16 protein-coding genes are annotated in these 22,233 nt (G+C 71.7%); 3 read left to right on the plus strand and 13 right to left on the minus strand.

Going from position 1 to position 22,233, the window contains the following annotated elements; translation table 11 throughout:
• Positions 1–62: 62 nt before the first annotated feature.
• The 5 genes from ACIO3R_RS28925 to ACIO3R_RS28945 form a co-directional block, all read right to left on the minus strand.
• Entirely contained in the window at positions 63–2,033 is a 1,971-nt protein-coding gene (locus ACIO3R_RS28925) for an ATP-dependent DNA helicase (protein WP_385037079.1), read from the minus strand.
• Between the two features lie 50 nt (positions 2,034–2,083).
• Positions 2,084–4,009, minus strand: coding sequence for an IucA/IucC family protein (locus ACIO3R_RS28930; RefSeq protein WP_385037082.1), 1,926 nt, complete (start codon positions 4,007–4,009; stop codon positions 2,084–2,086).
• Between the two features lie 60 nt (positions 4,010–4,069).
• Positions 4,070–4,804, minus strand: a complete 735-nt coding sequence (locus ACIO3R_RS28935) for a GNAT family N-acetyltransferase (protein ID WP_402109907.1) — start codon at positions 4,802–4,804, stop codon at positions 4,070–4,072.
• Between the two features lie 63 nt (positions 4,805–4,867).
• Positions 4,868–6,757 carry an IucA/IucC family protein gene (locus ACIO3R_RS28940; RefSeq protein WP_385037088.1) on the minus strand — a complete coding sequence of 630 codons (1,890 nt, stop codon included), beginning with the start codon at positions 6,755–6,757 and terminating at the stop codon, positions 4,868–4,870.
• 29 nt (positions 6,758–6,786) lie between these two features.
• Complete coding sequence (locus tag ACIO3R_RS28945; protein WP_385037091.1) at positions 6,787–8,166, minus strand: diaminobutyrate--2-oxoglutarate transaminase family protein; 1,380 nt, start codon at positions 8,164–8,166, stop codon at positions 6,787–6,789.
• A 371-nt stretch (positions 8,167–8,537) separates the two neighbouring features.
• On the opposite strand from ACIO3R_RS28945, the gene ACIO3R_RS28950 reads away from it, so the two are divergent.
• Both ACIO3R_RS28950 and ACIO3R_RS28955 read left to right on the plus strand, forming a co-directional pair.
• Positions 8,538–9,767 (plus strand): trypsin-like serine peptidase, encoded by a 1,230-nt coding sequence (locus tag ACIO3R_RS28950; RefSeq protein WP_402109912.1) that lies wholly within the window; start codon positions 8,538–8,540, stop codon positions 9,765–9,767.
• 237 nt (positions 9,768–10,004) lie between these two features.
• Complete coding sequence (locus ACIO3R_RS28955; RefSeq protein WP_385037097.1) at positions 10,005–11,171, plus strand: trypsin-like serine peptidase; 1,167 nt, start codon at positions 10,005–10,007, stop codon at positions 11,169–11,171.
• A gap of 79 nt (positions 11,172–11,250) precedes the next feature.
• Here the strand turns inward: ACIO3R_RS28955 and hflX are convergent, their stop codons facing one another.
• The 6 genes from hflX to miaA all read right to left on the minus strand — a co-directional run bounded on the left by hflX (position 11,251) and on the right by miaA (position 19,251).
• A complete protein-coding gene (hflX, locus tag ACIO3R_RS28960; RefSeq protein ID WP_363026092.1) occupies positions 11,251–12,771 on the minus strand; it encodes a GTPase HflX in 1,521 nt (506 codons plus the stop codon).
• A gap of 133 nt (positions 12,772–12,904) precedes the next feature.
• Positions 12,905–14,368: a M1 family metallopeptidase gene (locus tag ACIO3R_RS28965; RefSeq protein ID WP_402109916.1), complete on the minus strand. Its 1,464-nt coding sequence runs from the start codon at positions 14,366–14,368 to the stop codon at positions 12,905–12,907.
• A gap of 110 nt (positions 14,369–14,478) precedes the next feature.
• Positions 14,479–16,587: a RelA/SpoT family protein gene (locus ACIO3R_RS28970; RefSeq protein ID WP_402109919.1), complete on the minus strand. Its 2,109-nt coding sequence runs from the start codon at positions 16,585–16,587 to the stop codon at positions 14,479–14,481.
• A 204-nt stretch (positions 16,588–16,791) separates the two neighbouring features.
• A complete protein-coding gene (dapF, locus tag ACIO3R_RS28975) occupies positions 16,792–17,664 on the minus strand; it encodes a diaminopimelate epimerase (RefSeq protein ID WP_402109922.1) in 873 nt (290 codons plus the stop codon).
• A gap of 100 nt (positions 17,665–17,764) precedes the next feature.
• Entirely contained in the window at positions 17,765–18,205 is a 441-nt protein-coding gene (locus tag ACIO3R_RS28980; RefSeq protein WP_385032597.1) for a hypothetical protein, read from the minus strand.
• A 107-nt stretch (positions 18,206–18,312) separates the two neighbouring features.
• Entirely contained in the window at positions 18,313–19,251 is a 939-nt protein-coding gene (gene miaA / locus ACIO3R_RS28985; protein WP_402109925.1) for a tRNA (adenosine(37)-N6)-dimethylallyltransferase MiaA, read from the minus strand.
• Between the two features lie 239 nt (positions 19,252–19,490).
• Here miaA and ACIO3R_RS28990 point away from each other — a divergent pair, with 239 nt between their 5' ends.
• Positions 19,491–19,727, plus strand: a complete 237-nt coding sequence (locus tag ACIO3R_RS28990) for an antitoxin (RefSeq protein WP_362965262.1) — start codon at positions 19,491–19,493, stop codon at positions 19,725–19,727.
• 123 nt (positions 19,728–19,850) lie between these two features.
• Here ACIO3R_RS28990 and ACIO3R_RS28995 read toward each other — a convergent pair whose 3' ends face one another.
• Together ACIO3R_RS28995 and miaB are read right to left on the minus strand one after the other, a co-directional pair.
• Entirely contained in the window at positions 19,851–20,564 is a 714-nt protein-coding gene (locus ACIO3R_RS28995; RefSeq protein WP_402109928.1) for a class III extradiol dioxygenase subunit B-like domain-containing protein, read from the minus strand.
• 76 nt (positions 20,565–20,640) lie between these two features.
• Entirely contained in the window at positions 20,641–22,161 is a 1,521-nt protein-coding gene (gene miaB / locus ACIO3R_RS29000) for a tRNA (N6-isopentenyl adenosine(37)-C2)-methylthiotransferase MiaB (RefSeq protein ID WP_385032520.1), read from the minus strand.
• Positions 22,162–22,233: the final 72 nt, after the last annotated feature.

Below are 22,233 nucleotides of genomic sequence, written 5' to 3' on the forward strand. Positions count from 1 at the left end.
GGCCCCGGGATCGGCTGTACCGACCCCGGGGCCCCGTCCGTGCGGCCTGGCCCCGTACGGAACTACTTCTCCTCCGCCTTCGCGGCGGCATCGATCGCGGCGAGCGAGCGACGCGTCTGATCACGGTCGGTCGTGTACCAGAAGTCGGGGAGCGAGGCCCGCAGATAGCTCCCGTACCGGGCGTTGGCGAGCCGCGGATCGAGCACCGCGACGACGCCCTTGTCACCGGTGGCACGGACGAGCCGGCCGGCGCCCTGCGCCATCAGCAGTGCGGCGTGGGTCGCCGCGACCGCCATGAAGCCGTTGCCCCCCGCTTCCTCGACCGCCTTCTGCCGGGCACTCATCAGCGGGTCGTCGGGGCGGGGGAACGGGATGCGGTCCATGACGACCAGCTGACAGCTCGCCCCGGGGACGTCCACGCCCTGCCAGAGCGAGAGCGTGCCGAAGAGGCAGGTCTCCGGGGAGGCCGCGAAGTTCTTGATCAGCTCGCCCAGCGTCTCCTCGCCCTGGAGCAGGATCGGCCTGTCCAGCCGGCTCCGCAGTTCCTCGGCTGCTGCCTGGGCGGCCCGCATGGAGGAGAACAGCCCGAGGGTCCGGCCGCCCGCGGCCTCCACCAGCTCGGCGAGCTCGTCCAGCATGTCGGTGCGGGAGCCCTCCCGGCCGGGTGTCGCCAGATGCCGGGCGACGTACAGGATTCCCTGCTTCGGGTAGTCGAAGGGTGAGCCGACGTCGAGCCCCTTCCACTGCGGGATGTCGTCGCCCGCGGTGCCTTCTGGGGCGAGCCCGAGTGACGCTCCCACCCCGTTGAAATCGCCGCCGAGCTTCAGTGTGGCCGAGGTGAGCACGACGGAGCGGTCCGTGAAGAGCTTCTCCCGCAGCAGTCCGGAGACGGAGAGCGGGGCGACCCGTACGGAGGCGCCGAAGCGGTCGTGGCGCTCGTACCAGACGACGTCGTACTCGGACCCCTGCGTGATGCGTTCGGCGACACCGTGGATGGTCTCCACCGAGGCCAGTGCCTGCTTGCGGACGGCGTCCTCGTCCTGGACGGACTTGTCCCGGGTGGAGCCGAGGGCGGAGATCACCGTACGCGCCGCGTCGCGCAGGGCCATCAGCGCGTAGCCCAGATCCTCCGGGACCTCCTCCAGCCGGCCGGGGAGCGCCAGCTCCATCACGCGCTCGAAACCCTCCGACGCGCTCTGCAGCGCGTCGGCGGCCTTCTCGTTGACCAGCTTCGCCGCGCGCCGCACCGCGCGGCCGACCTGGCCGGGGGTGAGCTCGCCGGTGGCCACGCCGGTGACCCTGGAGACCAGCTCATGGGCCTCGTCGACGATCAGCACCTCGTGCTGTGGGAGCACCGGGGCGCCCTCGATGGCGTCGATGGCGAGGAGCGCGTGGTTGGTGACCACCACATCGGCGAGCTTCGCCCGCTCACGGGCCTGTTCGGCGAAGCACTCCGCCCCGTACGCGCACTTGCTGGCGCCCAGGCACTCGCGCGAGGAGACGGAGATCTGCGCCCAGGCACGGTCGGAGACACCCGGGGTGAGGTCGTCGCGGTCGCCGGTCTCCGTCTCGTCCGACCAGTCCCGCATCCGCAGCAGGTCCTGGCCGAGCTTGCTCGACGGGGCCGCGGCCTCGAACTGGTCGAAGAGCCCCTCTTCCTCCTCCTGCGGCACTCCTTCGTGGAGGCGGTGCAGACAGAGGTAGTTCGACCGGCCCTTGAGCATCGCGAACTGGGGGCGGCGGCGCAGCAGCGGATGGAGGGCGTCGACCGTACGCGGCAGGTCCCGCTCCACCAGCTGGCGCTGGAGGGCCAGGGTCGCCGTGGCCACCACGACCCGCTCGCCGTGTGCGAGGGCGGGCACCAGGTAGCCGAGCGATTTGCCCGTGCCGGTACCGGCCTGGACGAGCAGATGGGAATGGTCGTCCACGGCCGCGGCGACCGCGTCGGCCATGGCGGCCTGACCGGGCCGCTCCGTACCGCCGACGGCGGTCACGGCGGCGTGCAGGAGCTCGGGGAGGGATGGCTTCGTCATAGCCCGACCAGCCTACGGGGCGCCACTGACAACGGCGATCACTCCCGGCCTCACGCGGAGGGGTGGAGCGGGTTGGGCACCGTGCCGTGGACCGCCGCGTGCGGCCGCTCGGGGCGGTCCCGGTAGCCGTCCAGATGCAGGCGGTTGCGGTTCAGACAGAGGCGTTCGATGCGCGGCGTCAGCATGTCGAACATCTCGAACCTCTCCTTCAGCTCGGGAAAGCGGGCGTGGTGGCGCAGGATCTCCGCCCGGACGAGTGACCAGAATTCGGCCTCCGGGACGCCCAGCTGCTCCTCGCAGAGCGGGGAGAGAAAGCGGAAGACTCCGGTGAAGAGCCCGGAGTGGATGAACTGGGTGAGGAAGGCCGGCTCCTCGGTGAGCAGGACGCGGCGCACGTCGTACGGCATGGTGTCGTGCTCCGGCAGTGGCCGGGCGCTGACGTTCACGTCGTCCACGAAGTCCTTGATCGCCAGGCGCACGGGGACGTCCTGGTCGTCGAAGACGACGATGGCGTTCTCGCCGTGCGGTGAGAACACGGTGCCGTAGCGGTAGAGGAAGTGCAGCAGCGGCGGGAGCAGCGCGGCGAAGAGCCGGGTCAGCCACGCGGTGGGGGTCAGTCCGGAGCGGCCGACCAGCTCGGCGGTGAAGGCGCGGCCCTGCGGATCGGTGAGCAGCAGCGAGGCGAGGGTGCGGGCCCGCTCGCCGGGTGCCAGACGCGGGAGGAGGGGCTCGCGCCAGATCGCGCCGAGGATCTCCTTGAACTGGTACGGCGTCTCGGGGAGGTGGTCGTACAGCGGGTGCTCGACCGTGACCGACGCCACCTCTCCGAGCAGGATGACGCCGCAGGTGTCGCGCAGGAAGGGATCGCTGTCGCGCAGCCCCTGGACCCAGCCGGTGACGGCGGGGGCGGCGAGGGTGCGTTCGGTCGGGAGTCCGCGCCAGACCAGTGTGTTGAGGATCGACAGCGGCAGTTTGACGGTGTGCCGGTCGGGCCGCTCAAGGTTGACGAAGGTACGGATGGACTGCTGCGGCAGCCGCAGATCCGGGTCGGCGTGCAGGGGAACGATGTCGCCCGTGGCGATGGCCGGGGCGAACAGGGGCACGATCCATTCGTCCCACTGCCAGGGGTGGACGGGCAGACAGTAGTAGTCGTCGGGGTCGAGGCCCCGGGCGCGGAGGGCGGCGGCGAAGGAGGCGCGGACCGCTGGGTCGAGTTCCTGGGCGTAGAGCTGTTCGGCGGCGGCGAGTGAGTTCACGCCCCGGTAGGCGGCGATCCGGGAGGAGACCGCGATCCACGGCAGCCTGACCGGCCTGCGGGCCTCTGGGGTGAAGCGCGACGCGTCGGTGGCGGAGAATCCGAGCCGCCCTTTGTTCGCGACGATCCAGGGGTGGCCGGTCTGGTGTCCTTCGAGTTCCGCGTAGTCGAGGTCGGCCAGCTCGGCGACGGTGAGCGCGCCGTGGTCGAGGCGGGCATCGGCGGTGAGCGTGGTGGTGAGCTCCCGGACGAGGTGGCCGAGGGTGGCGCCGTCGAGCCCGAGGAGACGGCGGGCGCGGGCGAGGAAGAGCAGCGGGTCGCGGAAGGGGACGCCGGCGGGGACGGGGTCCCGGGCCGGATCGGTGTGTCCGGCGGAGCGGCCGGGCCCGGCGGGCGCTTCGGCCGGGGGTGCGCCGAGTGCGTGTGCCTCGGTCTCGGCGGTGGTGGCCTCGCGGATCGAGTCGGGGGCGACCCGCCAGCTGCCGTAGACCCCTCGCCCGGCGGTGAAGATCAGGCTTCCGCCGTCGTCCAGCACGAGGGTGTACGTATCGCCCCCGGCGGATCGTGGAACCGGCTGGATGACTTCCTCGTAGGCGAATTCGCCGAGCATCTTCGCGAGCATCCGGGCGGCGGCTCGGTCCCACACCGCCCGGTTCAGTTCTGGAGTGCTGAGCAGCGCGGGCGACTCCGCTGAATCATGGCTCGCGGGATATGTGGGCACGGGGACTCCTCGGGATGGAACCGATGGGGTTCGAGCGGTGTGGAGAAGGCGGCGGATGGTTCACGGCTGGGCACGGTGGGCTCGGTCGCGGATCATGAGCGCGGCCCGCTTGTCCGGGAGTTCGACCTCCGCGGAGAAGCGGAATCCGGCGCTGAGGAACGCGGAGACGGAAGGGGTGTTTCTGAGGTCCGGTTCGGCGACGACGCGTGTGCACAGGGGCCGGTTGTCGAGCACGAGGTCGGCGGCGGCCCGGAGCAGTGTGGTGCCGACTCCGTGGCCGCGCTTGCTCACCTCGCCGATGAGGAGGTGGATCCCGGTGTCGTACGGGCGGGCGGGGTAGTGGCGGGCCAGCGGGTCCAGGTCGGCGCGGTAGATCTCCCAGTAGCTCATGGGGACGCCTGACAGCACCCCGAGACAGGGAAGGCTGCGTCCGTCGCCGTCGAGTTGGGGCATCAGATGCTCCGCCGTGACGGATTCGGCTCCGGAGAGTTCCCAGAAGGCCGCCACGGCGGGGTCGTTCATCCAGCGGCTGATCACCGCGAGGTCGCGCTCCAGCCGTACGGGCACGAGCTGGAACACTCCGGCCGGCGTGGTGACGGGCTTCCACGCGGCCGGCCGGTCGAGCAGTCCGGAGACGGCCGCGCGGTACTCGGTGCCGGGTGCGGCGGGTGCGTCCTGCGCCAGGAATGCCAGGAGGTCGTCGGTGAGCTCCAGGTCCAGTGTGTCCTCGGTCCCCGTAGCGGCCTGGGGCGCGGGGCCGGTGCCGGGGTCGGCGTGTGCGTCGGTGGGAGGCACGGTGATGCTCTCCTCTCTCAGCAGTTCGGACGACGAGGTTCCTTCGGGCCCGGTGGGATTCCTTCAGCCGCGCAGGGGGTTGGCGATGGTGACGTAGACGGACTGGGTGTCGACGGGGCCGACGAGTTCGTCGAGGCCGCGCAGCCGGGTCAGCATGTTGGCCTTGCAGCGCAGGCGCGGCGTCTCCAACAGATGTGCGGGGAGCGGGGATCCCAGCGCGGTGGCCGCTCCCAGGAACCGGCGGAAGGCGGCGAGGAGCATCCGTTCGTCGGCGAGCTGCTGGGCACCGAACGCTCCGATCAGTCCGAACACGTTGTTGATGCCCAGGTAGTACGCGAAGCGCTCGTCGGTGACGGCATCGGAGACGAAGGTGTCGCTGACCGATCCGATGCCGGGGAGCCTGCGCTCAAGTGCGGAGCGGTAGGACTCGCGGAAGTAGTAGCCCTGATTGTCGCGGTAGCGGCCGCCGACCGGCCAGCCCTGGGCGTCGAGCATCACCAGGGTGTTCTGCTGGTGGGCTTCGAGGGCGACCCCGGCGTGTGCGTCGAGCCAGAGCACCGGCTGGACGACCCGGTCGAGGTAGCGCAGGAACCACTCGGCGGCGACGGCGGTCGTGGTCCGTCCGGTGCCTGCGGCGAGCCGGCAGACGATGTCGGCAAGGCGTGAGTGCATGCCCTCCCGGCCCGGCCAGGGGCGCGGTGCCGTGAGTCCGGCGATGCAGACCGCGTCGTCGTGCCGGTCGAAGGGGTTGTGGCGCAGCATGACGTCGAAGCCGGGGACGGGTTCGCCGTCCGGGGTGTCGACCGCGAGCCATGCGGGGTCCCGGACGATGTCGAAGCCGGGCTGGGCCAGGTGCAGCTCCGTGGCGAGCCCGGTGCGCAGCAGACGGTGGACCTCCACTCCCCGGTGGAGTTCCTTGCGGAGGTTCTCCCGGCGGGAGTTGGTGATGCGCAGTCCGAGGGAGAGCTTCAGCATGGTGTCGACGCCGGGCCGGTGCACGGTGCGCACCGACGAGGTGGGGTGCCAGCGCGCGCCGTACGGGCCCAGATCGTGTACGAGTCCGGCGTCGAGCAGGGCGGCGACCTCGGGCCGGTTCCCCAGCTCGCGGGCCTGCCAGGGGTGGAGCGGAATCGGCGCGGTGTGCTCGGGGAACCGCAGCCCCTCGGCGTGCCGGGCCACGAGTTCCGTCGCCGGCACCGGTCGGCCCTGGTCGGTCCAGGCGGAGTCGGATGCCAGTACGGACCGGTCGACGGCCATCCAGTGGAGGGGGAAGGAGCCGTTCAACTCAGGTGCGTAGAGGCGGGACTCTGAGTCGGAGAGACCTTCACGGCTCTTGGGAGAGGGGTGGAGGGGGTGTCCGAGGAGGAGTGACTGCTCCGCGGTGAGGAAGAGGTCGGCCTCGTCGGGAGCAGTGGGGCGGCGGCGTTGGCCGTCGATGAATCCGGCGGTTCGCCGTACCGAGTCGGCCACCCTGGCCACCATGTCGGCGCCCTCGCTGTGGTCGGCCTCGCGGCCCAGGAGCGCGGCGACGGTGACGGCGTCCGCGGTGGGCGCCCCCTCGGGTGCCTGTTCCAGGACGGGTGAGCCGAAGCGGTGCCAGCCCGTGGCCGACCAGTGCCGGACGGGGACGAGCAGGGCGGTGCCGCTCGCGGGCAGCGGGATGCGGAGGGTCTCCCCCTCCGGGCGGGGCAGGTCGCATTCACGGACCCAGCAGCGCAGCAGGTTCTCGATGCCGGCGGCATCCGCGGCCCGGACCGGGTCCGGGTGGTCCAGGGGGTCGGCGGCCGGTGCCGGGCAGAAGGGCGTTGCCCTGGAGGCGTACCACTGACCGTGCGGCATCTCCTTCTGACGCGGCACGGTCGGCTCGACAGCGAGACGGCCGGGAGTTCCGGCCTCTCCTCGGTGGTGGCTGGGGGGAGGGCCGTCGGCCTCGGGCGCGGGGGTGGGGTTCACGGCGGTCTTTCCTGTGATGGGGTCCGGGATCAGCGGATCGACCCGGTCGCGGTCCGTCGGTGCGGTGAGTGCTCCGCGGCTGCCATGGCGTCGGCGAGGCGGTCGATGACCGCTGTTGCCTGTTCGTCGGTGAGCGTGAGGGGAGGTAGCAGGCGTACGACCGCGGAGTGGCGGCCGCCGAGTTCGACGATGAGGCCTCGGCGCAGGCACTCCTGCTGGACGGCGACGGCGAGGGCCGGGTCGGGCGGGGGCTCGCTCCCGCCGTCCACCGGGGCCGCCTCGGGGTCGACGAGTTCCACCCCGATCATCAGGCCCCGTCCTCGGACGTCGCCGATGCACGGGTGGTGCGTGGCGAGGGCCCGCAGGCTCGCCAGCATCCGGGCGCCGAGGACCCCGGCCCGCTCGGCGAGCCGGTTCTCCCGGACGTGGGCGAGGGTGGCCGTGCCTGCCGCCATCGCGAGCTGGTTGCCGCGGAAGGTGCCGGCGTGGGCACCGGGCTGCCAGGTGTCGAGTTCGGAGCGGTAGACGATCACCGCGAGCGGGAGGGAGCCGCCGATGGCCTTGGAGAGCACCATCACATCGGGAACGACCCCGCTGTGCTCGACGGCCCAGAAGGCACCGGTCCTGCCGACGCCGGTCTGGACCTCGTCCGCGATCAGGGGGATGGACCGGGACGCGGTGATCTCCCGCATCCGGCGCATCCAGCCGTCGGGCGCGGGGTTGACGCCGCCCTCCCCCTGTACCGGTTCGAGGATCATTCCGGCCGGCGTGGGTGTTCCGCTCTTGGGGTCGTCCAGCACCGTCTCGGTCCACCGCGCGGCGATCCGTGCACCGCGCTCACCGCCGATGCCGAAGGGACAGCGGTAGTCCTGGGGGAAGGGGAGACGGGTCACCCGTACGTCCGCGGCGCCGCCGGATGCCGCGAGGGCTCCGGCCGTCATGCCGTGATAGGCGCCGGTGAAGGCGAGCAGGCCGCTGCGTCCGGTGGCGGCGCGGACCAGTTTGAACGCCGCCTCGACGGCGTCCGTACCGGCGGGTCCGCAGAACTGGATCCGCGCGTTGTCCGCGAACTCGGGCGGCAGCGTGGCGAACAGCTCCGTGGTGAAGGCGTCCTTGACCGGGGTGGCCAGGTCGAGGACATGCAGGGGCGCCCCCGAATCGAGGACCTTCTTGATCGCTTCCAGGACGACCGGGTGGTTGTGCCCGAGGGCCAACGTCCCGGCTCCCGACAGGCAGTCGAGATAGCGCCGCCCGTCCGCGCCCTCGATGGTCAGCCCCCGGGCCCGTACCGGGACGATCGGCAGCGACCGGGCGTAGGTACGGGCGGCCGACTCGCGCATTGCCTGGCGGCGCAGGATTCCCTCGTACGCCGTGGGCGGCGCCGCCGGAGCTGGTTCGGTCACGGCCACGGCTCTCGTTCCTCCCGCTGTAACAGTTGCGTTCCACGTCAGCACGATTGCGCAGTGACGGACCGCGGGGGTGAACTCTGTCCCTGTGTCCCCCGTACGTACCAACGACGCGGGACGCGGAGGATCACGGGTAAGTCCGAAGATCCTTGGGGAGCGGAACCATGCCCCTGCCGCACACCGTCCACACCGGCACCGGCATAGTGGGGGACCGCGCCGAGCCTCCGGGACGGCTTCCCGGTGGTCGCGGCGTCTCCGGAGCGGCCCCGGAACGCCGTCCGGGGAGCTGACCGGTGTGCCGTGCGAAGTCCGGTGCGGCGTGCAGAAGTGCAGTACAGAAGCGTTGAGTTACGAAGTCCCAGGGGGATCACCAGATGCGACTCATACGACCAGCAGCCACCGCACGCCGTGGGGGGAGCGCCCGCCGCTCCTCCTCCCCCGTGCTCGCCACCGCGGCGGTCGCCGCCGTCCTCGCGCTCACCGCGACCGCCTGCGGGCCGGGCGACGACGACGCGGGCGCCGAGCCGAGCGGCAGCTCCGCGGGCCAGACGTCGGACGGCAAGATCACCGTCCCGGACGATCTCAAGGACCGGCTCAAGGCGCACGGGATCGACCTCGGCCAGTGGAAGAACGGCGAATGGAAGAACTGGGACAAGGACAAGTGGCTGCGCGAGGCCAAGGACTTCATCAATCCGATCATCGCGGGCCTCTGGGACCCGGACCGGATGCGGGACGCCGACAAGTCGCCCGAGAAGCCCGTCGACAACGACATCTCGGGTGACGAGGGCGTGACCGACCCGACTCCCGCGCCGGTCCGGGCCGTGGGCGTGAAGACTCCGCTCCACGACAACGCCGCCGAGTCCGGAAAGCTGTTCTTCGACGGCCCAGAGGGCTCGATGGTCTGCTCGGCGACCGTGGTGAAGGACCCCGAGCACCCCGGCAAGTCCAACATGGTGTGGACCGCCGGCCACTGCGTCCATGCGGGCAAGAAGGGCGGCTGGTACCGCAACATCGCCTTCGTGCCGTCGTACAACAACAGCGGTCTGTCGACCGATGAGCTCCGGAACAACCCGCCCAAGGAGAAGGTCGCCCCGTACGGCGTGTGGTGGGGCGCTTGGGCGCAGACCTCCGAGCAGTGGATCGACCAGGGGTCCTCGGTGGGCGGTCTGGGCGCCCCGTACGACTTCGCGGTGCTGCACGTGACACCGGAGAAGGGCGCGAACGGGAAGTCGCTGGAGGAGACGGTCGGTTCGGCGCTGCCCGTCGACTTCAACGCCCCGGCCGTTCCCGAGATCGCCGACATGACGGCCACCGGCTTCCCGGCCGCTCCGCCGTACGACGGCCAGAAGCTGTTCCAGTGCAAGGACAAGCCGGGCCGGCTCTCGCTCACCAAGGCCGACCCGACGATGTACCGCATCGGCTGCTCCATGACCGGCGGTTCCTCCGGCGGCGGCTGGGTCGCGGCGGGCCAGGACGGCAAGCCCGCGCTGGTCTCGAACACCTCCATCGGCCCGGTGACGGCCGGCTGGCTGGCCGGGCCGCGCCTCGGCAAGGAGGCCAAGGGCGTCTACGACTCGGTCAGCAAGAAGTACGCGGGACAGTGAGGGCGGACCGTCACCCGTCCGGGCAGGGGTGACGGCAGGTCAGGGGCCGTCGGCTCCGGCGGGAATGCCGTCCGCCGGGCCGAAGGCCCCTGACCTGCACGGGGCATCCGGGCCTCGCTCCGGGACCCCGCCTCGGCCCGCACAGGGTGGCCCCGCATCATCACCGACAGCCGGCCCGACCGGCGTTTCGCATGACACGCTCATGCCATTTCTGAGATTTCAGGAGGAATCTTTTCCATGCGATCCATACGTCCGCTGCTCGCGGCCACCGGCCTCGCCGCCGCGCTGGCCCTGACCGCCACGGCCTGCGGTCCGAGCGAGGACAAGGCGGCCGACAAGCCCGCCGCCACGGAGTCCGCCGGTGCCGGCGACGGCGGCCTGTCCGCCGGTCTGGCCGACACGCTGAAGAGGCACGGCGTCGACCCGGAGAAGTGGAAGAACGGCGAGTGGAAGAACTGGGACAGGGACAAGTGGCTGCGTGAGGCCAAGGACTTCGTGAACCCGGTCATCGACGGGCTGTGGAAGCCCGACCGGATGAAGTCCGCCAAGGACCCGGCCAAGACCATGTCCGCCGGTGACCTCTCCGGCGACCAGGGCGTCAGCGACCCCGAGCCGAAGCCGGTCAGCGCCGAGCGCGAGAAGACGCCGTACCACAACTACGCGGCGCCGGTCGGGAAGGTGTTCTTCGATTCCCCCGAGGGCCACATGGTCTGCTCGGGCACGGTCGTCAAGGACCCGAAGAACCCGGACAGGTCCAACCTGGTGTGGACCGCAGGCCACTGCGTCCACGCAGGTTCCAAGGGCGGCTGGTACCGCAACATCGTCTTCGTTCCCGCCTACAACGACCAGGGCAAGAGCGCCGCGGCGCTCCAGAACGCGCAGCCCCAGGAGATCGCCCCCTACGGCGCCTACTGGGCCGACTGGGCCACCACCTCCGGCGAGTGGCTGACCGACGGCGGCCCCACCGGCGGCGAGGGCGCCCCGTACGACTACGCGGTACTGCACGTGAAGCCGGAGAAGGGCACGAAGTCGCTGGAGGAGACCGTGGGCAACGCCCTGGCGGTCAACTTCGACGCCCCCGAGGCCAAGCAGATCAGCGCGATGGGGGCCTGGGGCTACCCGGCCGCCCCGCCGTACGACGGCCTGATCATGCACAAGTGCGTCGACCGTCCCGGCCGGCTCTCCATCAGCCCCGCCACCCCCACGATGTACCGCATCGGCTGCACCATGACCGGCGGTTCCTCCGGCGGCGGCTGGTTCAGCGAGGGCGACGACGGGAAGCTGGCACTGGTGTCCAACACCTCCATCGGCCCGGTGACCGCGGGCTGGCTGGCCGGACCTCACCTGGGCCGGGGCGCCGAGCAGATCTTCACGATGATGAGCGACAAGTTCGGCGGTCAGTGACACGCCGCACGACGCACGGCCGACGGCCCGCTCCCCGGATGGGGAGCGGGCCGTCGGCCTGTACGGTGCAGCGCCGCGGTCAGTGCGCCGCGGGCACGAACGTGGAGAGCTCCGCGGCGAGTTCCTCGTGCACCAGTGCCTTGAGCAGGGTGCCCTCCGCCAGGTGCTCCTCGGAGATCACCTCGCCCTCGGCGTGCACCCGGGAGACCAGGCCGCCCTGGGTGTAGGGCACGAGCGCCTCGATCTCGACCGAGGGCCGCGGCAGTTCGCTGTCGATGAGCGCGAGCAGCTCGTCGATTCCGGCGCCGGTCCTGGCCGACACCGCGATGGCGTGCTTCTCGATGCGCAGCAGCCGCTGGAGCACCAGCGGATCCGCGGCATCCGCCTTGTTGATCACCACGATCTCGGGCACGTCCACCGCACCCACCTCACGGATCACCTCGCGCACGGCGGCGAGCTGCTCCTCCGGCACCGGGTGCGAGCCGTCCACCACGTGCACGATGAGGTCGGACTCACCGACCTCCTCCATGGTGGAGCGGAAGGCCTCGACGAGGTGGTGCGGCAGATGCCGTACGAACCCGACGGTGTCGGCCAGCGTGTAGATCCGGCCGCTCGGCGTCTCGGCCCGGCGCACGGTCGGGTCGAGGGTGGCGAACAGCGAGTTCTCCACCAGCACGCCCGCGCCGGTCAGCCGGTTGAGGAGTGAGGACTTGCCGGCGTTGGTGTAGCCGGCGATCGCGACCGAAGGCACCTTGTTGCGCCTGCGTTCCTGGCGCTTGATCTCGCGGCCGGTCTTCATCTCCGCGATCTCCCGGCGCATCTTCGCCATCTTCTCGCGGATCCGGCGCCGGTCCGTCTCGATCTTGGTCTCACCGGGGCCACGGGTCGCCATGCCGCCACCGCCGCTGGAACCGCCGCCGCCCATCTGACGGGACAGCGACTGACCCCAGCCTCGCAGCCGCGGCAGCATGTACTGCATCTGGGCCAGCGAGACCTGCGCCTTGCCCTCGCGGGACTTGGCGTGCTGGGCGAAGATATCGAGGATCAGGGCGGTCCGGTCGACCACCTTGACCTTGACGACGTCCTCCAGGTGGATCAGCTGGCCGGGGCTGAGCTCACCGTCGCAGACGACGGTGTCGGCCCCGGTCTCCAGGACGATGTCGCGCAGCTCCAGGGCCTTGCCGGAACCGATGTAGGTGGCCGCGTCGGGCTTGTCGCGGCGCTGGAAGACGGCGTCGAGCACCTGGGCTCCGGCCGTCTCGGCGAGAGCCGCCAGCTCGGCGAGCGAAATCTCCGCGTCGTGCACGGTGCCGGAGGTCCAGACACCGACCAGCACCACACGCTCCAGGCGCAGCTGCCGGTACTCGACCTCGGTGACGTCCTCGAGCTCGGTGGAGAGTCCCGCCACCCGCCGCAGCGCGGCGCGCTCGGAGCGGTCGAGCTGCTCGCCGTCCCGCTCTCCGTCGATCTCGTGGCTCCAGGCGACGTCCTCTTCCATCAGGGCGTCCGCCCGAAGGGGCTCGTTGAGGCTCTCGGTGACGTTCTCCGTGGCGCTCTGCGCGTCCTGCGCGTCCTGGGGAAGGGAAGAAGAGGAGGTCATTGGATCCTTACGTCGATAGGAGTGGTCTACAGCAGTCACAACGCGTCACCTCTCCGGATGATTCCCGCGCGGGGAACGCTCCGGTCCGGCGGCCGTGGCGACCCGTCGATAGTGACATGGCGCGCCCGGCCCGTCACGCGGGTTTACCGCCGTCCGCCGGTGCGGTGCTGTGCCAGTCCGGGTGGCCGGGCATGGGCGGTGTACGCGTCCCGTACAGCCAGCCGTCGAAGAACGTGGACAGGTCGCGTCCGGCCACCTGGGACGCCAGCCGGACGAAGTCCGCCGTGGCGGCGTTGGAGTCGCGGTGCCCACGTACCCAGAGCCGCTCCAGCCGGTCGAAGGCGCTGTGACCGATCTCCTGGCGCAGCGCGTACAGGATCAGGGCGCTGCCGTCGTAGACCACCGGGCGGAACAGGCTGATCTTCTCGCCCGGGGCCGGCGCGTCGGGGCGCGCGGGCGGCCCTCCGGCGGCGCGCCAGCCGTCCGACCTGGTGTAGGCGTCGCGCATCCGGCGTTCGAGCGGCCTGTCGCCGTGCTCCTCCGCATAGCGCGCCTCGTACCAGCTGGCGTGTCCCTCGTTGAGCCAGAGATCGGACCAGGTCCGCGGCGAGACGCTGTCGCCGAACCACTGGTGTGCCATCTCGTGGACCATGACCGAGTCGACGTACCACGCGGGGAAGTCGTCGTCGGTGAACAGGCGGCGTTCGAAGAGCGACAGGGTCTGGGTCTCCAGCTCGAAGCCGGTGTCGGTGTCGACGATCAGCACGCCGTAGTTCTCGAAGGGGTAGCGGCCGACCTGCTTCTCCATCCATGCCAGCTGCCCGGGTGTCTTCTTCAGCCATGGTTCCAGTCGCTTCCGGTCGGCGGCCGGCACGACGTCGCGCACCGGCAGTCCGTGCGGCCCGGTGCGGTGCGCGACCGCGGACTTCCCGATGCTGACCTGGGCCAGTTCGGTGGCCATCGGGTGGGCGGTGCGGTAGGTCCAGGTGGTGCGGTCGCCGTGCCGGGTACGTCCGGTGCGCAGACCGTTGGCCACGACCGTCAGGTTCTGGGGGGCGGTGATCCGGAAGGTGAAGTACGCCTTGTCGGCCGGGTGATCGTTGCCGGGGAAGACCCGGTGTCCGGCGTCGGCCTGGTTGGCCATGGCGAGCCCGTCGGCGGTCCGCACCCAGCCGCCGCTGTTCCGCTCGCCCCCGGGATCGCTGGTGTGCCTGACCGTGATCCGCAGCGGCACGCCGGCCGGGAGCCGACCCGGGGTCTCGACGATCAGGTCCTCGTCCGCGACCGCGAAGTCGGCGCGCAGGCCGTTGACTTCGACGGAGTGCACGGTGCCCCGGGTGAAGTCGAGGTTGATCCGGTCCAGCGGCCCGGTCGTCCGGGCGTCGATCGTGGTGACGGCTTCGAGCGGTTCGTTGTTGTTGCCCGGGTAGTCGAGGCCGATGTCGTAGGCGAGTACGTCGTATCCGGGGTTGCCGAGGTGGGGGAAGAGCGGGTCACCGATGCCGAGCGGCACCGGCGCGGGCAGGGTGGCTGCGACGAGGGTGGCCGATGCGGTGGCCAGCAGAGCGGCCCGCAGACGGCGGGAGAGGAACGGCATGGACTACGGCTACCAGCGCCGCCCGCCCGGCACGGGACGGCGCGCGCCGCGCCACTCGAACGAGATCCGCGGTGGCGGACGGTCCCGGCCCGGCCCGGGAGCGCGCCGGGTCAGAGAACGGCGGCCGGGTGCTGGGCGCGGCTCACGTCGTAGACCCCCGGTACGTCGCGCATGGCGCGCATCAGTGAGGGCAGTCCCGCGGCGTCGGGGAGCTCCAGGGTGTAGGTGTGCCGCACACGCTGTTCACTGGGCGGTTCGACGGTGGCGGAGATGATCGCCGCGTCCGCGCCGGCGATCGCCTCGGTGAGGTCGGCCAGCAGCCGGGGCCGTCCGAAGGACTCCGCGACCAGCGTCACCCGGCATTCGGACGCGTCGCCCCAGCTCACCGCGACCGGTACCCGGCCGACGGCCTCCATGCGGGCCGCCGCGGGGCAGGCCAGCCGGTGGACGGTGACGGCGCCGCCGCGCACCGTGAAGCCGGTGACGTCGTCGGGCGGTACGGGGGTGCAGCAGCCGGCGAGCCGGACGGTGGCGTCCGGCCGGTCGACCAGGGCGCTCGCGGTACGGACGGCCGCCGCGGCTCCGGGCGCGGGCTGCGGCACGGGCCTGGGGTCCGTGGGCCGGCCGGCGGGCACGGTCTCCGGATGCTGCGGATGGGCGTCGAGCCAGCCGGTGATCGCGATGCGGGCGGTGGGTGTCCGGGCGTGGTCGAGCCAGCCGGGCGAGGGGCCCGACGCGGCGTCCTCCGCGAGGAGCAGCTGCACGGTGTCGCCGTCGCCGAGCGCGGTGCCGAGCGTGGCCAGCCGGCCGTTCACCCGGGCCCCGATACAGCTGTGCGCCGCGTCCCCGTACTGCGCGTAGGCGGCGTCGACGCAGCTGGCGCCCGCGGGCAGGCCGAGCGTGCCGCCGTCGGTGCGGAAGACAGTGATCTCGCGGTCCTGGGCGAGGTCGGCGCGGAGGGTGGTCCAGAAGGTGTCGGGGTCGGTCGCGGACTGCTGCCACTGGAGGAGCCGGGACAGCCAGCCGGGCCGGGTCGGGTCGGCGCGCTCCCCGTCGGCCGGTTCGGCGGTCTGCGCGACGCTGTCCGCGGCGTACGGATTGCCGAGCGCGATGACGCCCGCCTCCGCGACCTTGTGCATCCGGTGGGTGCGGATGAGAACCTCGGCGACCTCGCCCTCGGGGCCCACCACGGCGGTGTGCAGCGACTGGTACAGGTTGAACTTCGGGGCCGCGATGAAGTCCTTGAACTCGGAGATCACCGGGGTGAAGCAGGTGTGGAGTTCACCGAGGACGGCATAGCAGTCGGCGTCCTCCCCGACGAGCACCAGCAGTCGTCCGAAGTCGGTGCCGCGCAGTTCGCCGCGTTTGACGCTGACCCGGTGGACGGAGACGAAGTGCCGCGGCCTCACGAGGACTTCGGCGGGGATACCGGCCTCCCGGAGCACTGCGGAGACGCTCCCGGCGATGGCGGTGAGCGGATCGGCCGCCGTGGTGGCGGCGGCGATGACGGCGCGGGTGTGTGCGTACTCCTCGGGGTGGAGGATCGCGAAGACGAGATCCTCCAGCTCGGTCTTGAGCGCCTGCACCCCGAGCCGTTCCGCGAGCGGAATCAGTACGTCGCGGGTGACCTTGGCGATCCGGGCCTGTTTCTCGGGGCGCATCACGCCGAGCGTGCGCATGTTGTGCAGCCGGTCGGCGAGCTTGATCGACATGACCCGGACGTCGTCCCCGGTGGCCACCAGCATCTTGCGGAAGGTCTCGGGCTCGGCCGCCGCGCCGTAGTCGACCTTCTCCAGTTTGGTGACGCCGTCGACCAGGTAGCGGACCTCGTCGCCGAACTCCTCGCCCACCTGGTCGAGGGTCACCTCGGTGTCCTCGACCGTGTCGTGGAGCAGCGACGCGGTCAGCGTCGTCGTCTCGGCTCCGAGTTCGGCGAGGATCAGGGTGACCGCGAGCGGGTGTGTGATGTACGGCTCGCCGCTCTTGCGCATCTGCCCGCGGTGCGAGGACTCCGCGAGGACGTAGGCCCGGTGCAGGACGGTGAGGTCGGCGTCGGGATGGTGGGCCCGGTGCGCCTCCGCGACATGGCCGATGGCGGCCGGCAGCCGGTCCCGGGAGACCGGGCCGAGCAGGGCGACCCGCCCCAGTCTGCGGAGGTCGATCCGGGGACGGCCCCGCCTGCGGATGGGGGCACCTGGGTTGGTGGCCTCTGCGCTCATGGGGCACCTCCGGCGACGTCGACCGGCGGTGAGAAGGTGCGGTCGCGCCTCCGGGCCGGTGCTTGATGCTACCGACCCCACCACGTGGCGGAGTCCCGCTCTCGCCCAGCGTGAAACGGATCACCCATTCGAGCGAAGCCCCAGGGCCCCTCGTTTGGATCATGCCGGTCTCGGGGGGGCTACGCCCCGATCGGGGCGTAGGCCCTAGCCGTTCAGCGTTTCGATCCAGGCCGGATCGATCGTGCCTCCGGCGACGATCACGGCCGGTCCGGTCATCTCGATCTCGCCGTGCGGGTGCTCGGTGATCACCAGCGTGCCGCCGGGGAGGTCGACGCTGTACGTGACGGGGGTGCCGGTCAGCGCGGGGTCGGCCGCGTCCCGGCGGGCCGCGGCGACGGCCACGGCACAGGCGCCGGTGCCGCAGGACCGGGTCTCCCCCGAGCCGCGCTCATGGACGCGCATCGCGACATGGCGGGGGCCGCGGTCCACGACGAACTCGATGTTCACCCCGTCGGGGTAGACCGCGGCCGGGCCGAAGGACGGCTCGGAGAGCAGATCACCGGCGTGCGCCAGGTCGTCGACGAAGGCGACCGCGTGCGGGTTGCCCATGTTCACGTTGCGGGCGTCCCAGCTGCGGTCGCCGACGGTGACCGTGACTCCGGCGGCCGGGAGCTCCGCGCGGCCCATCGAGACGGTGATGTCTCCGTTCTTGGCGAGGTGCACCTTCTTCACCCCGCCGCGGGTGGCGACGGCGACGTCGCCGTCCTCGACAGAGCCGGAGCGCTGGAGGTAGCGGGCGAAGACCCTTACGCCGTTGCCGCACATCTCGGCGATCGAGCCGTCCGCGTTGCGGTAGTCCATGAACCACTCGGCCTCGTCCGCCATGTCCCGCGCCTCGGGGTGGGCGGCGGACCGCACGACGTGCAGCAGGCCGTCCCCGCCGATGCCGGCCCGGCGGTCGCAGAGCCGGGCGACGACGGGGGCGGGCAGGGCGACGGCGTTGTCCGGGTCCGGAACGATCACGAAGTCGTTCTCGGTGCCGTGGCCCTTGAGAAAGGCGATCTGCGAGGTGGTCACGGGACAACTGTACGAGGCGGCGCCGACAGTGCCGGGAACCGGCCGCCCGCGCGGAGGGGCTCCGGCAGCCGCCGGGAGCGGGGCGGGGTCCGGTCCGGTGTCAGGAACGCAGCCGTGCCACGCGCCACACGGCCAGCGCGACCAGTACCGCGCACACGGCGACGTACAGCATGATCACGCGCCAGTCGGGGCGCTCCCCCGAGCCCTTGGGCGGCAGTCCGGGCCAGGTGTGTCCGACGCGGCGGGCGGCCATCATGCCCCAGCCCGCGGCACAGCAGCTGATCAGCAGTCCCAGCATGGCGACGACCGCGCCACCGTCACCGAACTCGAAGGCGAGCGGGAAGGCGAACATCAGCGATCCCAGCGCGGCGAGGGTGACGATCGGCGCGAGCTGCCAGATACGCAGCCGGCGGGCGGGACGCAGCTCGACCTCGACCTCAGGGGTCACTTCGAGCTCATCGGGCCCGTCGGGGCTCAGTCGTCCTGCCTCGTGCTGCGTGTCCGGTGCGTCTTGCTCTGTGTCGCGAGGGCCGGCCTCCATCGCCACGCGCCCTCCCAACTCGGACTCCACTGGTCGATCGATGCTCGATGATGGCACGCCGCGGCTCGCCGAACTGACGGGCAGGGCTTCCCGATGCCATCACGTGATCAGGCTGTAACCGCTCGTTCGACCAACGCCAGCGCCTGGCCCGGAAGTTCCCCGCGGTGTGCCGCGGCGCCGTTCAGCCAGTGGACGCGCGGGTCGCGGCGGAACCAGGAGTCCTGGCGGCGCGCGAACCGTTTGGTGGCGCGCACGGTCTCGGCGCGCGCCTCGTCCTCGGTGCAGTCCCCGGCCAGCGCGGCGAGCACCTGCTGGTAGCCGAGTGCCCGGGAGGCGGTGCGGCCGTCCCGCAGCCCCCGCGCCTCCAGTGCGCGCACCTCGTCGACCAGCCCCCCGTCCCACATCCGGTCGACCCGCCGGGCGATGCGCTCGTCGAGTTCGGGGCGGGCCACGTCGACGCCGATCTGGACGGTGTCGTAGACCGCATCGTTACCGGGGAGGTTGGCGGTGAAGGGCTTGCCCGTGATCTCGATGACTTCGAGGGCCCGGACGATGCGCCGCCCGTTGCTCGGCAGGATGGCGCGGCCCGCTTCCGGGTCCGCCGCGGCGAGCCGGCCGTGCAGCGCGCCGGAGCCCCGTTCGGCCAGTTGGGCCTCCAGCGCGGCCCGGACGCCGGGGTCCGTGCCGGGGAACTCCAGGGCGTCGATCGCGCCCTTCACATAGAGGCCGGAGCCGCCGACCAGGACCGGGGTGCGGCCCTCGGCGAGCAGCCGGTCGATCTCGGCGCGGGCGAGGCGCTGGTACTCGGCGACGCTGGCGGCCTCGGTCACGTCCCAGATGTCCAGCAGCAGGTGCGGGACGGACGCGCGCTCCTCGAGTGTCAGTTTCGCGGTACCGATATCCATCCCCCGGTAGAGCTGCATGGAGTCGGCATTGACCACTTCGCCCCCGAGCTGCTGGGCGAGGAACACCCCCAGGTCGGACTTTCCTGCTGCGGTGGGACCGACGACGGCGATGACCCGCGGTGCGGGAGCTGGACTTCTCACTGCGACAGTCTCGCAAACCGGGGGCCCGTTCCCGAATGGACGGCGCGGCAGCCGGGACGGGGGCGCGTCCGGATGCCCCGTCAAGTAAAATGTCGAGTACATATGGGCGTTTTCTCATGGTTCTACCGCTCGTCCTCCATGACCGCCGAAACCGCGGCCGGGAGAGTGCGTCACCGCACGGCGGGTATCCGGGCCGGAGAGAGCACTCGCACGCAGTCCCCCAGCAGAGAAGGTGTCCGATGGGCTTCATGGACAATTTGAAGGCGAAGCTGAGCCCGGCGAAGGACAAGGTCAGCGACCTCGCGCAGCAGCACGGGGGCAAGATCGACCAGGGGCTCCAAAAGGCCGCGCGGACGGTGGACGAGAAGACCAAGGGCAAGTACAGCGACAAGATCGAGTCCGGCACCCAGAAGGCCAAGGACGCGGTGGAGCGGCTGTCCCACAAGGACGGGGGCACCACGCCGCCCGCTTCCTGACCCCGGTCCGGCAGGACAGCGTCACGGCCGCGGAGCGGCATCGCTCCGCGGTCGTCGTGCGTCCGTGCTGATTCGGCCCCCGGCGGGCCGGCCGGCGTTCCCCGCGGTCGAAGCCGTGGCGGGTCAGGACCAGGCGGCGACCAGGTAGCCCACGCCGTACGGCGCGTCGTCGTACAGCAGCCGGCCGTCGAGACCGGCGCCCTGCGCGGCCCCCGCGAGCACCTGCCAGGGTGCGCGGCCCGCGGCCTTCAGCTCGTACGCCAGCGCCTCGTCCAGCGCGATCAGCGCACCGGTGTCCGCCGTGCCCAGGGCGCGCGAGGCCACCGCGTCGAACTCCGTGGCGCGCTCGTCCAGGTAGCCCGGGGCCTTGAGGGTGCGGCAGGCACTGCCGTCGCCCATCACCAGCAGCGCGACCCGGTCCGCTCGGGCGGCCAGCGCCCGTCCGGTCTCCGTGCAGCGGCCGGTCTCCAGCGGCTCCCCCACGCCGAGCCCCTCGACCGGTGCGTCCGCCCACCCGGTGCGGGCCAGCAGCCAGGCGCCGACCGCGAGTGAGGCCGGAAGGGGCCGGTCGGTGACCGCGCCCAGGTCCCGCCCGAGCCGTACCGCGAGATCGACGCCGAACTCCTGGAAGGTGCCGGTGGCGCCCTCGGGATGGGGTCCGCGGCCCGCGGGGTCCGCCGGGCCGATCACGATCAGCAGATCGGGCCGGGAGGCGGCCAGCACGCCCAGGGCATCGGTGCACGCGGTCCTCGCGGCGTCGAGCTCGGGCGCGGCACCGGCGGCGACGTCGGGGACCAGCAGGGGCGGGCAGGGGCAGACAGCGGCGGCGACAAGCATGGTGGGCAGCGTACTGGCTGGGGGGCCGCCCGGCCCTCGGCGACCGCACCCCCGAGCGCCCGTGGCGGCGGGCCCGTCAGTCGCAGCCGCAGCCCGGGGCCGAGGCGGCGGGCAGCGGTGCCGGGGCGCCGATCCCGGGCAGCCCCAGCATCACGCCGACGGGCGTCGCGGCGGGGGCGGCGTTGCGCTTCTCCCAGGCGTCCCCCGACCGGGTGCGCCGCACGGCGACGGGTGTGCCCTCGGCGAGCAGGTGGTGCGGAGCGGCGTAGCTGATCTCGACGGTCACCACGTCGCCGGGCCGTACGTCCTGGTCCGGCTTGGTGAAGTGGACCAGTCGGTTGTCCGGGGCGCGGCCGGACAACCGGTGGGTCGCGCCGTCCTTGCGGCCCTCGCCCTCAGCGACCATGACGTCCAGCGTGCGGCCGACCTGCTTCTTGTTCTCCGACCAGGAGATCTCCTCCTGGAGGACCGACAGGCGCATGTACCGCTCCTGGACGACCTCCTTGGGGATCTGCCCCTCCATGTCGGCGGCCGGGGTACCGGGGCGCTTGGAGTACTGGAAGGTGAAGGCGTTGGCGAAGCGCGCCTCCCGGACCGCGTGCATGGTCTGCTCGAAGTCCTCCTCGGTCTCGCCGGGGAAGCCGACGATGATGTCGGTGGAGATCGCGGCGTCCGGCATCGCGGCGCGGACCTTCTCGATGATGCCGAGGAAGCGTTCCTGCCGGTACGAACGCCGCATCGCCTTGAGGATCGTGTCCGAGCCGGACTGCATCGGCATGTGCAGCTGCGGCATCACGTTCGGGGTCTCGGCCATCGCGGCGATCACGTCGTCCGTGAAGTCGCGCGGGTGGGGCGAGGTGAAGCGGACCCGTTCCAGCCCCTCGATCCGTCCGCAGGCGCGCAGCAGCTTGGAGAAGGCCTCGCGGTCGCCGATGTCGGAGCCGTAGGCGTTCACGTTCTGGCCGAGCAGGGTGATCTCGGAGACGCCCTCGGCGACCAGGGCCTCGATCTCGGCCAGGATGTCGCCGGTCCGGCGGTCCTTCTCCTTGCCGCGCAGCGCGGGGACGATGCAGAAGGTGCAGGTGTTGTTGCAGCCGACGGAGATGGAGACCCAGGCCGCGTACGCGGACTCGCGGCGGGTGGGGAGCGTCGAGGGGAACGCCTCCAGGGACTCGGCGATCTCGATCTGCGCCTCCTCCTGGACACGGGCGCGCTCCAGCAGCACGGGCAGCTTGCCGATGTTGTGCGTACCGAAGACGACGTCGACCCAGGGAGCCCGCGCGACGATGGTGTCGCGGTCCTTCTGGGCGAGGCAGCCGCCGACCGCGATCTGCATCCCGGGGCGCTTCGTCTTCATCGGGGCGAGCCGGCCGAGGTTGCCGTACAGCTTGTTGTCGGCGTTCTCCCGCACCGCGCAGGTGTTGAAGACGACGACGTCGGCGTCGCCGTCGGAGCCCTCGGGCGCCCGTACGTAGCCGGCGCCCTCCAGCAGCCCCGACAGCCGCTCGGAGTCGTGGACGTTCATCTGGCACCCGTAGGTACGCACCTCGTAGCTTTTTCTGACGTCCACTGCTTCGCTCCGGTTGCCGCTGCTCATGCGACAAGGGTAGGCGCTGCCCGGACACCTCCCGTCGCGGGCGGCTCCCGGACGGCCCTCCCGGCCGCGCTG

Source organism: Streptomyces sp. NPDC087428 (assembly GCF_044744085.1).
In the GTDB taxonomy this organism is placed as follows: Bacteria; Actinomycetota; Actinomycetes; order Streptomycetales; family Streptomycetaceae; genus Streptomyces.

Bases quoted from the DNA above. Each gene is read 5' to 3' on its own strand.
- ACIO3R_RS28925 (WP_385037079.1), bottom strand. From the start codon at position 2,033: ATGACGAAGCCATCCCTCCCCGAGCTCCTGCACGCCGCCGTGACCGCC.
- miaB (WP_385032520.1), bottom strand. From the start codon at position 22,161: ATGAGCAGCGGCAACCGGAGCGAAGCAGTGGACGTCAGAAAAAGCTAC.
- ACIO3R_RS28980 (WP_385032597.1), bottom strand. From the start codon at position 18,205: ATGGAGGCCGGCCCTCGCGACACAGAGCAAGACGCACCGGACACGCAG.
- ACIO3R_RS28995 (WP_402109928.1), bottom strand. From the start codon at position 20,564: ATGCTTGTCGCCGCCGCTGTCTGCCCCTGCCCGCCCCTGCTGGTCCCC.
- ACIO3R_RS28950 (WP_402109912.1), top strand. From the start codon at position 8,538: ATGCGACTCATACGACCAGCAGCCACCGCACGCCGTGGGGGGAGCGCC.
- hflX (WP_363026092.1), bottom strand. From the start codon at position 12,771: ATGACCTCCTCTTCTTCCCTTCCCCAGGACGCGCAGGACGCGCAGAGC.
- ACIO3R_RS28965 (WP_402109916.1), bottom strand. From the start codon at position 14,368: ATGCCGTTCCTCTCCCGCCGTCTGCGGGCCGCTCTGCTGGCCACCGCA.
- ACIO3R_RS28990 (WP_362965262.1), top strand. From the start codon at position 19,491: ATGGGCTTCATGGACAATTTGAAGGCGAAGCTGAGCCCGGCGAAGGAC.
- ACIO3R_RS28955 (WP_385037097.1), top strand. From the start codon at position 10,005: ATGCGATCCATACGTCCGCTGCTCGCGGCCACCGGCCTCGCCGCCGCG.
- ACIO3R_RS28970 (WP_402109919.1), bottom strand. From the start codon at position 16,587: ATGAGCGCAGAGGCCACCAACCCAGGTGCCCCCATCCGCAGGCGGGGC.